14 protein-coding genes are annotated in these 15,070 nt (G+C 48.2%); 12 read left to right on the forward strand and 2 right to left on the reverse strand.

Annotated features, from left to right (window positions below; genetic code table 11):
- Nucleotides 1-8: 8 nt before the first annotated feature.
- Genes DFP83_RS02355 through DFP83_RS02365 form a run of 3 tightly spaced genes read left to right on the forward strand, consistent with a single transcriptional unit; the run spans nucleotide 9 to nucleotide 3,698 of the window.
- Entirely contained in the window at nucleotides 9-608 is a 600-nt protein-coding gene (locus DFP83_RS02355; RefSeq protein WP_110572770.1) for a biliverdin-producing heme oxygenase, read from the forward strand.
- Between the two features lie 18 nt (nucleotides 609-626).
- Entirely contained in the window at nucleotides 627-2,696 is a 2,070-nt protein-coding gene (locus DFP83_RS02360; RefSeq protein ID WP_110572772.1) for a sensor domain-containing diguanylate cyclase, read from the forward strand.
- A gap of 12 nt (nucleotides 2,697-2,708) precedes the next feature.
- The gene (locus DFP83_RS02365) at nucleotides 2,709-3,698 is read left to right on the forward strand and encodes a Fic family protein (RefSeq protein WP_110572774.1); all 990 of its coding nucleotides are present in this window, start codon (nucleotides 2,709-2,711) and stop codon (nucleotides 3,696-3,698) included.
- Here DFP83_RS02365 and DFP83_RS02370 read toward each other — a convergent pair.
- Nucleotides 3,655-5,037: an MBL fold metallo-hydrolase RNA specificity domain-containing protein gene (locus DFP83_RS02370; protein WP_181416352.1), complete on the reverse strand. Its 1,383-nt coding sequence runs from the start codon at nucleotides 5,035-5,037 to the stop codon at nucleotides 3,655-3,657. The two genes, DFP83_RS02365 and DFP83_RS02370, sit on opposite strands and share 44 nt — an antisense overlap.
- 169 nt (nucleotides 5,038-5,206) lie before the next feature.
- Here DFP83_RS02370 and ctlX point away from each other — a divergent pair, with 169 nt between their 5' ends.
- The 3 genes from ctlX to DFP83_RS02385 all read left to right on the forward strand — a co-directional run bounded on the left by ctlX (nucleotide 5,207) and on the right by DFP83_RS02385 (nucleotide 8,202).
- Nucleotides 5,207-6,118 (forward strand): citrulline utilization hydrolase CtlX, encoded by a 912-nt coding sequence (ctlX, locus tag DFP83_RS02375; protein ID WP_110572778.1) that lies wholly within the window; start codon nucleotides 5,207-5,209, stop codon nucleotides 6,116-6,118.
- 7 nt (nucleotides 6,119-6,125) lie between these two features.
- Entirely contained in the window at nucleotides 6,126-7,769 is a 1,644-nt protein-coding gene (locus DFP83_RS02380; protein ID WP_110572780.1) for a diacylglycerol kinase family protein, read from the forward strand.
- Nucleotides 7,770-7,890: 121 nt separating this feature from the next.
- Nucleotides 7,891-8,202 carry a hypothetical protein gene (locus DFP83_RS02385; RefSeq protein WP_110572782.1) on the forward strand — a complete coding sequence of 104 codons (312 nt, stop codon included), beginning with the start codon at nucleotides 7,891-7,893 and terminating at the stop codon, nucleotides 8,200-8,202.
- Between the two features lie 12 nt (nucleotides 8,203-8,214).
- Here DFP83_RS02385 and DFP83_RS02390 read toward each other — a convergent pair whose 3' ends face one another.
- On the reverse strand, nucleotides 8,215-8,859 hold the full coding sequence (locus DFP83_RS02390; protein ID WP_110572784.1) for a cation efflux transmembrane domain-containing protein: 645 nt from the start codon (nucleotides 8,857-8,859) through the stop codon (nucleotides 8,215-8,217).
- Nucleotides 8,860-9,074: 215 nt separating this feature from the next.
- Here DFP83_RS02390 and DFP83_RS02395 point away from each other — a divergent pair, with 215 nt between their 5' ends.
- From DFP83_RS02395 to DFP83_RS02420, 6 genes are all read left to right on the forward strand, one after another.
- Complete coding sequence (locus tag DFP83_RS02395) at nucleotides 9,075-9,413, forward strand: hypothetical protein (RefSeq protein WP_126753135.1); 339 nt, start codon at nucleotides 9,075-9,077, stop codon at nucleotides 9,411-9,413.
- Nucleotides 9,414-9,662: 249 nt separating this feature from the next.
- The gene (locus tag DFP83_RS02400) at nucleotides 9,663-11,048 is read left to right on the forward strand and encodes an integrase family protein (RefSeq protein WP_110572788.1); all 1,386 of its coding nucleotides are present in this window, start codon (nucleotides 9,663-9,665) and stop codon (nucleotides 11,046-11,048) included.
- Nucleotides 11,045-11,809: a hypothetical protein gene (locus tag DFP83_RS02405; RefSeq protein WP_126753136.1), complete on the forward strand. Its 765-nt coding sequence runs from the start codon at nucleotides 11,045-11,047 to the stop codon at nucleotides 11,807-11,809. Before DFP83_RS02400 ends, DFP83_RS02405 begins: the two co-directional genes overlap by 4 nt.
- An 86-nt stretch (nucleotides 11,810-11,895) precedes the next feature.
- A complete protein-coding gene (locus tag DFP83_RS02410) occupies nucleotides 11,896-12,081 on the forward strand; it encodes a helix-turn-helix transcriptional regulator (protein ID WP_110572792.1) in 186 nt (61 codons plus the stop codon).
- A 2-nt stretch (nucleotides 12,082-12,083) separates the two neighbouring features.
- Complete coding sequence (locus DFP83_RS13775) at nucleotides 12,084-12,356, forward strand: helix-turn-helix domain-containing protein (protein ID WP_110572794.1); 273 nt, start codon at nucleotides 12,084-12,086, stop codon at nucleotides 12,354-12,356.
- Complete coding sequence (locus tag DFP83_RS02420) at nucleotides 12,353-14,842, forward strand: hypothetical protein (protein ID WP_110572796.1); 2,490 nt, start codon at nucleotides 12,353-12,355, stop codon at nucleotides 14,840-14,842. The genes DFP83_RS13775 and DFP83_RS02420 overlap by 4 nt, the downstream gene beginning before the upstream one ends.
- Nucleotides 14,843-15,070: the final 228 nt, after the last annotated feature.

Genomic DNA, 15,070 nt, shown 5'->3' on the forward strand with positions numbered 1-15,070 from the left:
GATAAGGCATGAAAAAGCACGCAGCACTAAAACATCTAAAGCAAGCAACCGACAGCGCGCACCAAGCAGCGGAGAAATCAGGGCTCATGCAACCACTGATGTCTACCGATGTAAGCAAAGAAGCGTATCTGCATGCGCTGAATGGTTTGTACTATTGGCTCGATAAGTATGAGGTGTGTTTGCAAACGTGGTTGTCCAAAAATAACCACGTGCTGCCCGAGTATGTTTATCAAGCGCGGGCAGGGCACATTGTCAGTGACATACATGAGCTGGGCGGGTTCACGCCACCGCCTCAGACTCAGCATGAACGAGCGACCTCGGTCTATCAAGCGCTCGGATATGCCTATGTCATTGAGGGCAGTACGCAGGGTGGTCGTATGTTGAGCCAACGGTTAGATAAGCTGCTTCAACTTAACGGTTCGGGATTAAGTTATTTTAATTATTATCAACAGGGTTCGTGGCAGCGATTCGTGAGCGCATTTGATTCATTTACGTGCACTCGATCGCAACTTGATGAGATGACTGCAGCTGCACTGAGTGCATTTCATTCGTTTACCCGAGTCGCGCAACAAATGACTCTGAATGATCGCGCAAAAGTGGCTCATTAATTATGTTAGGTGATTTTAGTGACTGACAGTACTTCGGTTTCATATCAAGAGGCAATGGAGAATTGTGCCAAGGAGCCAGTTCATGCACCGCAATGTGTGCAATCAATAGGCACGTTACTCGCTGTAGATAACAAAAGTGACCGTATCGTTGCAGTCAGCGAGAATAGCCACGAGATATTAGGTTGTACCGTCGATAAATTGATAGATCGACCATTAGATGAATGCTTACCCGAAGATTTTTTGAATCAGTATCAGGTGGCACTATCGCAATTAAGACAAGGCGCTGAGCACGAGAATTTTGCCTGGCAAAATGCTGACCACTATTTTTTCTCGCGCATCTATTTTAGCCAATCATGGTTAGTGATAGAAACGGAAATTGATAACGCCGAGCCCGACCTAAAACGTTCGTGTTACTTTGACAGAGCATTGCTTGATATTTCCAATGCTAAGAACGTCGACCAAACCATGAAGAAACTGTGCCAATCAATCAGTGAATTAAGTGGTTACGAACGGGTATTGGTTTATAAATTCGATGATAATTGGAACGGTCGCGTGGTGTGTGAGCATACGAGCCGTGATGATATCGAGCAGTATAATGGGTTAAGCTTTCCAGCCAGTGATATTCCCAAGCAAGTGCGTGAATTGTACCGAGTTAATCCGATTCGCTATATCGCCGATGTCGATACGGCCGACGCCGCTATTATTTACACCGATGAGTTAACCTCAACACGGCTCGACCTCTCTCTGGGTACCATCAGAGGCAAATCGCCAATCCATACGGAATACATGAAGAATATGGGGTTGCAGCGTTCCATGTCGGTGGCGTTGTTCGACCAAAATCAGCTGTGGGGATTGGTCTCGTGCCACGGCGTTTCAGCCCACCGGTTATCTTATTCTACGCGGCTTAATATCCATTCTTTGGTCAAGCTTGCCGAACAACGGTTAATGTTGCATAAGCAGTTCGAGGCCGATCGATTTTTTGACCGAGTCGAGGAAAGTCGTAAGGCACTGTTGGACCGTAAACGCGAGATAAAGTCACCTCAGCAATTGTTAGAGGATGAAGGCGACTACTGGCTCGATCTGTTCGAAGCCAGTGCGGTGGCGCTCATCACAACGCAAATGCAACGAGTGGTCGGTGATGATATTGATGTTCCCACGTTACAGAGAGTCAGAGTGTGGCTTAACGAAAACCATGGTGTAACAGGGTTATTCACAGAGCGCGACTGTCGCTTATCGGAGTTACGCGAAGCGGTACCAGAATTACCTTACTGTGGTGTACTTGCGGTATCGATGCCTGTCGATAAGCGCAACCACGGTTGGTTGGTGTTCTTTAGACAGCAGGAAACTGAAGTGTTTCGCTGGGCTGGTAGCTTAGAAAAAGGTGACGTGCGTGAATATCAGGGACGAAAGGTGCTCTCGCCACGTAACTCGTTTGAACAATGGCAACAAAATGTCGACGGTTACGCGCCCGTGTGGACAGAAGTACAAGTTGAGGCAGCAAAAATCTTAGCAGAAGATCTCGCGATTGGCGCGTCGGCGTACAAAATTGAACAGCTGAATCAAGAATTAACCGAGGCGAACGAGCGACTTGAACACCTGGTTCATACCGATGCGCTAACGCAAATCTGGAACCGTTACCATATGGAGCAGACCTTAGAAGAGGAGGTCAAACGTTGCGAGCGCCACGGTCGAGATTTATCGGTCATTCTATTAGATGTTGATCACTTTAAACGCGTCAACGATGACTATGGTCATGACGTGGGTGACAACGTGCTCAAGTTGATTAGTGAAGCCATTGAAAAATGGCTGCGCAGCAGCGATGTGTTTGGTCGCTGGGGAGGCGAGGAGTTTTTGATTATTGCGCCTGAAACCAATTTGGAACGCGCCGGTCAACTTGCTGAACGTTTGCGTAAACGGTTATCAAATCTACAATTTGACAAAGTTGGTCAAGTCACGGCAAGCTTTGGTGTAGCCGAACTATTAGCAGCTGAGAGCCGTAACAGCTTGGTTAAGCGTGCCGATAATGCACTTTACAAGGTCAAAGAGTCTGGACGGAACAGCGTGGAGGTCTCGCCAGGCAAGAATTAAAAGGAACAACACATGTGGCCTCAACTAGGGTGGACAACCCGCTCTGAGCTATTAAACCTTGCCGAGCAGGCGGGGGGCATCAGAGCTCAATTTGAGTCGGTTGAGGTTGACAGTGTATCGCGGCAAACCTGGCTAAATGAGAAGCAGGCTGCCAGCATTGAGTGTGACAACCTCAACGCCCATCGGGTTAACCTATCGGCGTTGTATGACCACATGGAACAGTGGCAACCTCTGAGTGAACAAGCGCTAAAAAAGGCACACCGGCAACTGATGCTGAATTTGAGCATGCGCGCCGGACAATATCGCGGAACCTCGGTAGCGATTTATCACCATGGTCGAAATATCTATGCTTCGCCACCTGCTACCGGCATTACTCGAGCGCTCAATGAGCTCTTTAACGAACTCAACTCACCTAACTGCCATCCACTCTATCGAACTGCACTGTTCTTCGACACGTTTGAAAATTGGCAACCTTTCGCCGAGGCAAACGGTTGTATTACTCGCTTTTGGCTTACCTTGTTACTCCGTAGTTGGCACCCGTTATTTCAATGGCTGAATTTAGAGCAGGGTTGGCTTCAGGCTATCGATGAGCTGGCCGAAGCGCGGCAAGTTGATCGCAGCGAACGCTCGGAAGCATTCATCATGTGGTTGGTCAGTGTGCTGCGACACAGCATGGTGGATTTAACGCAAAAACTCAGTCACCTGAACGAGAATGAAGCCGAAGAACACACAGTATGTTCGGAGAAGTTTTCGGACATGTGTTCGGTAAAGGGTTCGGAAAAGTGGTCTACAGCCCGTAAGATACTGTTTTTGGTTAATCAGGAGCGTGATATGAGCGCTCAACGCATTGCCCAACTATTAGAGTTAAGCTCACGGGCAGTAGAAAAGCAATTTGCTCGTCTCAAACAACAGGGCAAGCTCGAGCGTGTCGGTAGTCCAAGGGGCGGCTACTGGCGTGTTATGGTGTCGCCGTCTCAGCAGTTATCGTTACCGGAATGTTAAACCGCTGGCGGATTTTTTCAGCCAGTGCGTATTGAGCGGGCGCAGCACCATGTACCAACCGAACTTCGCCCACGGGCAGTGTTGCGTCGCCAATAAAGGCAAGTAACTCACTCTGATCCGCGTGCGCTGAATAGCCCGCAAGGGTCGACACCTGCGCGTTAACGCGTCGCTTTTGTTGATTAATAATAACGGTTTGTCCGGCAGCTGCTTGTTGTATTGTTGCACCTAAAGTTCCGGCGGCTTGATAGCCTACAAACAGAATATCGGTGCGAGGGTCTTCGATAAGAACGTCTAAGTAATTAATAATACGCCCGCCGGTGCACATGCCCGAGCCGGCAATCACAATAACCGGTTCTGCGGTCGACTTAAGTCGGTTTACCAAAGTTAAGTGCAATGCGTGTTCACCGACACGGTGAGCGTGCCGAAAATCTAATGGGTGGCGTCCCGCCGACTGCTTCGCCTGACTTGCTTCATCCCATAGCGAATCGTGGTGTTGATAAATATCGGTGACACGGTTTGCCATCGGGGAGTCGATGACAATTTCAGGGAAGTTGATATGTTTCGCGTCTTGGTGTTGATGCCAAATCTGTTCAAACTCATAGAGTAGCTCTTGCGTGCGGCCAATACTAAAGGCAGGAATAAGGATTGCGCCACCATCGCTGAGCGCTCGTTTAATCACCGCTTCGAGTTGAGTGATACGTTGGCTTCGGTCTCCATGCAGTCGATCACCGTAGGTACTTTCTAGTATTAAGAGATCGGCACGATTAAGAGGCGTAGGATCATTAAGTAGCGGCGAGGCACGACAGCCTAAGTCACCGGAAAATACCACCCGCTTGTTAAGTGGTGTGATATCAAAACACAGGTAAGACGAACCAAGTATGTGACCAGCCTCTTCGAAGGTGACTGTGAGAGAGGGGAGTATATTGGTTGGCACGCCGTAGCGACATATCACGACCTGCCGAGCAAGCAGACGGCTAAATGCTGCGAGGGCACTTTCATCCTTAATCCCGGCAAGCTGTAATGAATCACCTAACACTAATTGCATCAGAGCGTGCGTTGCGGCGGTGCAGTAGATAGGTCCTCGGTAGCCTAACGCCAGCAGTTGCGGTAACCGGCCTACGTGATCCAAGTGCGCATGGGTAATGCAGACCGCTTTGAGACGCTCAACCTCTACTTGTGTTGCTAACTCATTATTGTCGGAAATGCCTTGAAAGGCCCCGCAATCGATCATGATGGTATGCTGTGAGTTGATACGCCAGAGATGGCAAGAGCCTGTGACCTGCCATGTGCCGCCTAAGTGCGATAATTGAATGGGCCAATCAATGGTGGTTGCTGTCATTGTCGAATCACTGTTTAAAGTTATTTTGAACGAGTGTAGTTCAATCCTACTCATCGGCATGCCGAGATAACTCAAAGGCACGTAAGAATTGTGCTGATACATTGCGTGAAGCGAATCAATGTCAGTAAAATAGCGCGTTATTGAGTCGTAGAAAAAGGAAAAAACGTTTGTGAATCAAGCATGCAGTCGTGTAGCTATGGTGCGTCCACATCATTTTCGCAGTAACGAACAAACTGCTGCCGATAATCGCTTTCAACGGTTAGATCCCGAGCGTGTTGATGCGGCGGTTAGCCGCTACGCACGCGAAGAATTCGATGCGATGGTGGCACAGCTTAATCAACAGGGGATACGTGTTGAGGTATTTGAAGATACAACGACTGACACACCCGACTCTGTGTTCCCTAATAATTGGTTTACCAGCCACGCTGATGGCACTTTAGTCCTATACCCCATGCACTGCGCTAATCGACGCTTAGAGCGGCGTGCGGACATCATTGAACGCCTGCAACGCGATTACACAATAAGCCGTACCCTTGATCTAACGGCATTTGAATCTCAGGGGCTCAGTCTAGAGGGCACGGGCGCATTGGTATTTGATCCATTAAACGACGACGTCTATGCAGTACGCTCACAACGAATGAGTGATGTCGTGCTCAAGCATCTTGCTGACCAACTCGGGTGTAACCCTGTCGTTATCGATGCGCATGATCGTGAAGGCGTGCCGATTTATCACACCAATGTGTTAATGAACGTAGGCCAACACATTGCTATGTACGCGCCCGAACTGGTGGCACCTGCGTATCGTGATGATTTAGCTGAACGGCTTGCGCGAGGTAACCGCACGGTGATCACACTCAGCGCCACCCAAATTGAGGCGTTTGCTGGCAATGCGCTCGAGTTAATAGGGCGCGAAGGGCCCGTGCTGGTGCTCTCGCAGACCGCGGCGTCGGTATTAACCGTGCAACAAAAGGATCAACTTGCGCAAAAATCACGTATGCTGATATGTAACCTGCCTACGATAGAACTCGGAGGTGGGTCGGCGCGCTGCATGATAGCGCAGCTTAACTGGCAACCAAGATAGGAATGTTATGGGCTCAAAGGCGATACCGTATTATTACTTGTGTGGCGCATTAGTCGCCTTGTTACTCACCTATGTGCTGCCAACGTGGCCACTTAAAGTGGTGTTTGGCTGGACTTGTATTGCCTTAACCCTAATCGCCTCTGCTTATTGGCTGAACACCGCGCGGTTGTTCCGTAAAAAAGCCAACGGACGCATTCCATGGTACATCCGTTGGTCGCTGATCCCATTTTTAGTTGGAGTACGCGTTTACAACGCGATTGCACGGCGGCAAGACAATTTACCTGCGTTTCAGCAAGTCGCTGAGGGGATTTATGTAGGGCGCCGGTTGTTTAGCCGAGACATGGACACCCTAAAAGACGTGCCGATTAACGCGGTATTGGACGTCACTGCTGAATTTGATGCACTCGATTGGTCTGCTGAGCGTGCCGAAGTGAACTACTTAAACGTGCCTGTGCTTGACCATTTGGCACCGTCGCACGAGCAAATTCATCAAGCCCTACAATGGATACACGAACAACAGCGGCAAGGTCATAATGTACTGATCCACTGTGCGCTGGGTCGTGGTCGCTCGGTGTTTATGGCTGCGGCTTACCTGCTGGCGCACAGTCACACCAAGAATATTGATGAAGTGATGGATAAGATACAGGGTGCGCGCGAAGTGGCGCGCCTGAATCACCAACAGAAAAAGGCACTGCAAAAATTTATCGATGAACACCAAGAATTAATGATCAAGCGCGCCTTTATTGTTGCTAATCCGGTATCGGGCGGTGGTAAGTGGAGTGACTATGAAAAGCCTTTGAAAGATACGCTTACGCCTTATTTTGAACTGACGGTGATAGAGACAACCGAGGATAAAAACGGAACCGAGTGTGCGCGAGAAGCCCTTGAACAAGGCGCAGAACTGGTCATCGCCTGTGGTGGCGACGGGACTTTGACCGAAGTCGCACGTGCGCTTATTGGGCACGATTGTAAAATGGCGATTGTGCCCATGGGCACGGCTAACTCACTAAGCCAGGTGCTGTGGGGGCTCAGTAGTAAACTGAGCCCGGTCGATGTCGCTTGCGAAACCATTATTGAGGGTCGCTGCCGTAAAATCGACTGCGGTTGGGTTAATGACCAGTTGATGCTGCTATGTGCCGGGGTAGGCTTTGAACAGCAGATGATCGAACAAGCCGATCGCAGTGCAAAAGATAAACTCGGTCAGCTCGCTTATATTCAAGGTTTGTGGCGCGCTCTGAGTGAGGATAAACAGCTGCAGTTACAGGTCACGATTGATGATGGTGAGACAGAAAGCTGGGAAACCGCCAGTTTGATTGTTGCCAATGCCGCACCCATGACAACCTTGCTGGCGCAAGGCGATGGCGAACCGGTCATTGATGACGGCAAATTGGATGTGACTTGGCTCGATTCAGAGCAGGGCGAAAGCTCGCCAGTTAAAAGCTTAATTGAGCTGTTGTATGCCAGTATTACAGAAGACCAAGTCGGTATGAATACTCATCACACCCGTGTGAAGCGCATTCGGTTGGCGCGCTGCGATGGCGAAGCACTCGATTATGTCGTAGATGGCGAACCCTATTCGGCAGACGCGCTTGATATCAAAATCGACAAACATGCGCTGCAGATCTTGGTGCCCGACCGTATTGATTACTAAATAATCGATCGCGGCAATCGAGCTAAAGCCCCCGTGATATAACGGTCATAAATCATACGAATGGAGCTGTGCGGTTCAGTTATGGTATACTGTGTACAAATTAATCAATATTAAGTGAGTTATGATTGATTTCGTAGGCTGGTATAAGCAACCCGAACTAGAGGGCGTAAACCCCCGCACCGCACACCGTGCAATTACCGTGGCAAAGTTCCGCGCTAAACTTTATCGCCGAGGCAGCTTTTTACTGCGCCAGTGTGCGTTGTTGTCTGTCGTCGCGGCACTTTTGATTTTACCAAGCTGGCACCACTCAGTGATCAGTGCGGTGATTATCATTAGCTACCTTGGTTTAGCGAAATGGCTCAACATCCGTGCCTATCGCACCTATGCCATACCGTTACTGCCACAAGCCGTGCAGGACGCATCCAAATATTAGGCACGCAGTGCATTAACCGCAGCAGGTCGAAATATCGGTTTTCTCGCCCGCTTTAACCGCATGGGCGTCTTTGATAATCCTCAGCGCTGAACGTAATACAATGATCGCGATGACCGTGGCTATCAGTAAATCTGGCCACGCCTTGTTAATCGCGCTCACCATCCATGCTGACAGAATGACACCTGCGTTCATCAGCATATCGTTACGCGAGCAAATCCAACTGGCGCGGATATTAATATCGCCATTGCGAGAGCTATACAGCAGAGCAAAACAAATGACGTTTACCATTAATGCTAAGCCGGCAACCCATAACATCATGTTGGCATTAGGTTCGCTGCCCCAAATCAAACGCTGTGCGACATCACCGAGCACCAACAGAGCAAGGGCGGTTTGTAATATGCCATTAAAAATAGCCGCATTTGCCTTGTATTTTATCGCCTTACCCACGGCATACAAACTCACCGCATAAACTAAGGTATCGGCAAGCATATCCAGTGAGTCAGCAATCAAACCGCTGGATTCAGCTATCCAGCCCGCAATAAACTCAACAAAAAACATCACGCCGTTAAGCACCAATACGGTCCAAAGAAGGCGTTTTTGGGCGCTATCCATTTGCGCCTGTGTATCCGAGGCTCCGCCACCGCAGCATGAAGACATGTGAACATCCGTTAGTAAAAATCTTGCCACAATTGTATCAAAAAGCGGTGAGGGAAGGGTGCCTTATTGCGGTGAAACAGGTACATTATGACTGAAGATAACTGCACCGATAATAACAATAACGTATGAAACAAAATAAATTTCGATTTAGTCACAAACAGCGAACAACTCGTTACCTCATCTCTGCCAGCATGTTATTGCTCGGGATTAGCATCATGTATTTATATGATGACTGGACATTTTTAAGTGGGCTTATCGGTGTCAGTATGTTTCCGCTTTACCCCCTTTATCTAAAGGCTCAGCGTCCAGAAACTATAAAAAACATGCTGTACTTACTCGAAGTGCGTGGTGATAACTTACGTGTAGGAATGGAGCAGATCCCAATAGATAAATTAAAACGCGTGGCAGTAGGACCTTTTGATAAAGACTACGCTGTTTTACAGTTTCCGTATAACCCAATGTATCAAATCGACTACAGCTTTCCGATACAACAAATGGATGATGTCCGAGCGTGGTTTCGTGTCGAAGTACCTGATGTGGAATTAATCGAGTAAGAAAAGGTAAGAGAAGAATTGGTCGGCGTGAGAGGATTTGAACCTCCGACCCCTGACACCCCATGAAATCCATACCGCTCAATCGAAGTCCGCATGAACAAAGGGTTCAGCCCACTAAAAAAAAGGCTTTCAAGCTATTTATGGCTTCACTTGTTGTAGCTTTAAGTAACTAGAAATAACCGATTATTGCGTTATAATAGCCCCTAATCAGCCCCTCTTAATTTAAGGGGCTATCCAGAGGGGCTAGAAATGAAAACTTCAATCACCACAGCACAAGCTAAAAAATTCGCTGATACAGCAGCACAGGATAAGGAGCTTTATTGCTCGAACATTGCTGGCTTTCACTTGCGAAAGAATAGTAAAGGCGCAAGCTGGCGCTTGAAGTACATGGACGCAACGAGGAAGCGCCGCCGCTTAACGATTGGTGGTTATCCAGCGTTACACCCTCAAGAGGCTGCACAAATAGCCATAGACTGGCGTACGAGCGTAGCAAAGGGAGAATCAGACCCGTTAGCCAAGCGTGACGAGTTAGCCGCTCAGAAGCGGTTAGAGGAGCAGAAGCAAGCACAGAATCAGTACAAACAAGCAGGACGCTTTTTTACTGATGTTTATGAGCCGCACCTAATCGACAATTACCGAAGCGGTAAAGAAGTAGCTAGTAAGATTAGAAACTTCTCATTTTTGTTTGAACGCGACATGGACAAGATCACCGCGCACGATATAAACGCATGGTATAGCAGAGCCACAAAAGCAGGGCTAAAGCGTCAAAGCATAATTGGTTACTTAGGTGCATTTAAGGCCATGCTCAATTTTGCGGCGGGTACGAAGAAAGGCGATCAGAATAACAACCCAGTCATACAGTTTAACCCCCTTAGGGATTACTCATTACCGCGCCCGAATGTTCAAGAGCGAGAGCAGTTAAAACAACAGAAAGAGCGTTTACAAGCAAAGCGTGACATTTTCACGCCTGAAATTAGAACGGGGATAATGCGCGGGCTATCGCTTTATGCTGAACACTTGCGCCAGCAACGCCGCAGCAGCCGCAAGCATGGTAAACCGCATTTACCAGACCTTGATTTAGTGGCCTTTCCGCATTGGTTTATACCGTTCGCCCATATTGCCCGCTTAACAGGTATGCGCCCAAGTGATATTCGATCACTACGCTGGGAGCAACTGACCTACAACCGCTTTAATAATGAAACTACGTTGACCTTTACGCCGCCGAAAACTGAGGACAAAGGCATAGAGCCAATAGAAGTTAAATTTCCAGTAGCGGGCGAATTGCTGGAATTGCTCAACCAGTGGCGAGAGCAGCAAGGCAGCCCCAAAAGCGGCTTTATGTTCAAGTCAGACCGCACTGGCCAGCAGATAGAACGCAAAGCCTACTTGAAGCATTGGAAGCACGTTAAAGAGAAAGGCGGGCTTCCTTATGATCTCGATTTTTATGCGTTCCGTCATAACTTCATTTCAACGCTAGTGAAGCAGAACTACCGCCCACTAAGAATAGCCAAGCTTGTAGGCCATGCTGACGAATCGATGATCATAAAGCACTACTTCCATACTGATAACGAGGATATGACAGAACTAGCCAGCATAGCGGCTCAAAGCTGGGCTAAAGCTGCAGGGGGTGAATGATGAAGATTAAAAAGCCAAACAATGACGGCGCTTATAAATTCGGCTCAAAGAAAGACCCGAAAAAGTTTGATGGTCACGTAGTTACGTACACAGCCAGTTACGGTACTGACACTTCAAAGCTAACTGTAGAGCAGCAAAAGGAATATTTTGATTCACTAAAGGCCGCAGCACCAGATCTATTAAAGCAATACGAACAGACGATTGAAACGAAACGTACTCAGGGAATAGACCTAGAGCCTAGCCTAACTGAATATGAAGAACGGTATTTTAAGCCAGTATTGGAAGATCTGAGCGTACCTATCCCGAGTAATCTAGGTTTTTACCTTTCAGAGCTGGCGCTCATTGAATGGAAACAGAACTTCCCGCATGACGAATGGGAACGAGCAAAAAGCATGGCTGAAACGGCTTGCAAGGGATTATCAGCAATCAACGGAGCAAGAGCAGCCATTAGCGCAAACAACTACCAGCAAGCTCTAGTGTTTATGGCTCAGGCAGGACATCATGCCGTTACATTGCGAACGCAGATAATGGAGCGTGGCTATAGGCGGGGTGAAGAAAAAACAGAGGGCTTAACCAAAGGTAACTTCAAATACAGTCCTGAACAAAAAGAGCAAGCCCAAGAACTCATGCAAAAATTAGTAGATGGCGGCAAAAATTACTCAGATGCCGCGCGAATAGCATCCAATAGACTAGACATTCCTGCAGACACACTGACTGATTGGCGAAAGAATAGGACTATTATCGTAGTCAAACCCTTTTAAAAAGTTGGAGTGTTCCGGTAAGCCACCCAAACCCAAAAAAAATACTTTGAGGCCTCTAGCAACAAACTGCACAAAGGGGCTTAATTATGAACCAGCAGACCGACCTACTCAGACCTAACCAAGCGGCCGCATACCTAAATATGCACCGCGTTACACTTCACCGCCTATCAGAGCGTGATCCTAACTTCCCTCGAAAAATTAAAGCTGGCGAGCGGCTTTGCTATTACCGCAAGTCTGATTTAGACGCGTGGCTAAAAGATTGCGAGGTGTAGCCATGAACGAGCAAAGCAATATACACAACACAAGCTTTACGGCTCAGCGCCAACGACTATTAGAATCACTTAGAGAGCGTTCCCTAACAACGGTAGATTGCCGAAAAGAGCTAAACATTATCGCGCCAGCGCCCAGAATTTATGAGCTTAGGCACAATTACGGGCATGAAATACTGACCGAACGAGTCACCGTTGCTGACGAGCAAGGGCGATTGCATAGACGAATAGCCCGTTATCACTTGATTAACGAAGCAAAGCGCGGGGGTGATTTATGATCAACCAAAAGAAAGCCCCAGCGGGTACTGAGGCCATGCAAAGCAATACAAACACAAGCATAGAGAATATACCGCTTTGCTCAGGTTTTGGCCAGTATCACAGCCAAACGGCGCAGAAAAACCCGCAAGACTATACACGCGTATCACTGGCTGAAATTGCGTTAATGTTAGAGAAGCCGCCAGCGGTAGATAAAGCAAATGGCCAATGGGTGATTTTCTCTAGCCTTGCTTCACGCGTACATAAAGACCAGCTAGAGCGTGGCCTATTCTATGCGTTATGGGCTGACATAGACGAACCGCAGAAGATAGGCTTTGATAATGCTTTTACGCGATTGGCTGGAAACCTTGAAATTGAAATAATGGGTTACACCTCAAAGAGCGCAACCAAAACCCACCAGAAAGCCCGTTTCATATTTCCGCTGGCGCAGCCAGTAAGTGGCCGTGATTTTGTCATCATGCAGAAGATACTAAACGACAAGATCGAAGCATTAGGAATCATTCCCGACAGAGTGACCGAGCGAGCAGGCCAGCTATGTTTTTTGCCAAATGCGGGTAGCTTGTACCTATGGAACCATGAACCATTTTACCCAGAGGTAAGCCCTGATTTATGGGGCAACGAGATAGCAGCAGAATATGAGGCAATAGAAGCTGCAGAGAACGCCCGTAAAGCGCGGCTAGAGGCTTCACGCATTAACGCTAGTAAACGCATGGCCAGTGGTGAGAAAAGCCCAGTAAACGCGTTTCTCGCTGAATATGACTGGCGCGACTTATGGCCAAAGTATGGAGCGCAGCAAATAGGGAAACGCTTTTTAAGCCCTTACTCAGCAAGCCAGAACGCCGCAATTAATGAGTTACCAGACGATCCTAGCAAATGGGTTAGTCATCATGGCAGCGACATAGCGAATGGTGTGGGCCGCTTGAGTGCAGCAGGTGATACTTGCTTTGGTGACGCGTTCGATCTATTTGTTCATTTTGAGCATGGCGGCGACTATGACGCAGCGTTAAAGGCGGCTGGCGCTATGTTCACGGACGCAAGCGGGGTAACCATTACAAAGCAAAACCAACGTAACTTCATGGCCGAACAAGAGCCAGCAGACGTTAGCGATCTATTTGAGCAAGAGCCGTACGAGGACGCACCAAACGCCGCACAGGTGGACTTGCTGAACCCCCCAGGCTTAGCAGGTGATATATGCGAGCTTATCCGCGTTAAAGCGCGGCGAGAAGCACCAGAGCTTTACCCGTTGGCGGCGCTTCACCTGATGGCGCTAGTAGGACGCGACAAACGAAGCGTTTACACCGATAAGCTGAACCTTATCACTTTGGGAATAGCCCCTACTGCAGCAGGTAAGGAAGCGCCACAAAGCACGATCAAGCAACTGGCCAATGATGTTTATTGTTCAAACTTGATACACGGCAGCGCGGGCAGCTTTAAGGACATGATCCAGAACCTAATTGATGGTGACGGGGCAAGCCTTTACACAGTGGACGAAATACACAGCTTGCTTAGCTCGATGAAAAGCGCCAATGCTGCAACCTATGAAACGAAGATGGAAGCCGAAATACTTGTAATGAGTACAACCGAGCTTTACACGTTCCGAGGCATTGAGAAGCGCGATTTAATACGAGCCTATACAGTGCAGCTTGAGAAGTTAGAAGCAAAGCTAGATAAGGCCTCAGAAGAAACGGACGAACACCGCAAACTTAGCCGCGCTTTGGAGAAGCTAAAGCGTAAGATTGAATATATTAAGAACGGTTGGCCGAACCCATTTTTTTCAATCATGGGGCATAGCGTACCTGAACGAATGGACGCTTTCGCAAACGCGGAGAATATCGCCAGCGGCTTTTTAGGTCGGAGTATTGTTGTTCGATGTTCAGAGCAGCGCCGCAAGCTGAAACGCGGTAAACGTAACCCGTTAGAGAGTGCAAGCCTCATGGCGGGGATCACGTTCACGCTTGAGCAGGTGAGAGGCATACACGGCACGATAGACGCAACAGACGAAGCGCACTACTTTATAGAGCAGTGCATAGACTACTATGAAGAAGATGAGCGGCTAAACCATCATATCGTAGGCGGCATTTACGCGAGAGCGCCAGAGCAGCTTATGAAAGTGGCCAGCATATTAGGCCTTGATGGTGGCATGATCACAATAGAACACGCCCGCTATGCTCATGCTTTGGTTGAACAGTCTATTCATAACGTGCGCTATCTGATGTTAAAGGCCTATGCTGAAACCGCAGACGCAACCGAAAACCAGATTATGCTTTCGGCCAAAGAAACGGTATTGAAGAACTGTAAAGGCTCAGGCATAACGCCCAGCCAGTTAAAGCAACTAATCACCAGACCAAAGAGTTTTAAGCGACTGCAGGACAAGAACTGCAAACGCGACTACGCCCAAGAGCTATTAGATCGCATGGTGGAAGCTGGAGAGCTTGAGCTATTCGAGGACGGCCGCAGAACGCGATACAGGAGCAAGGCAGTAGTGTAGAGAGGGGCGAAAGCCCCTTTCCGTTTAAGTTTATACCAACTTTATACCAAAGAGGTATAACGTACAGCCCTTATCTAGCCTAGCTTTGAGCTTTACTTTATACCAAATTAGTAAAAAACGCCTTAGAGAGATTTACACCAAAAACCATAGAGAAAAAGAAGATTTTTTCTTTTTAGTATAAAGAAGCGTATCAGCCATTGATTTATAAGGCTTTGACGTTATACCAAG

This window comes from Idiomarina fontislapidosi (genome assembly GCF_003226255.1).
In the GTDB taxonomy this organism is placed as follows: Bacteria; Pseudomonadota; Gammaproteobacteria; order Enterobacterales; family Alteromonadaceae; genus Idiomarina; species Idiomarina fontislapidosi.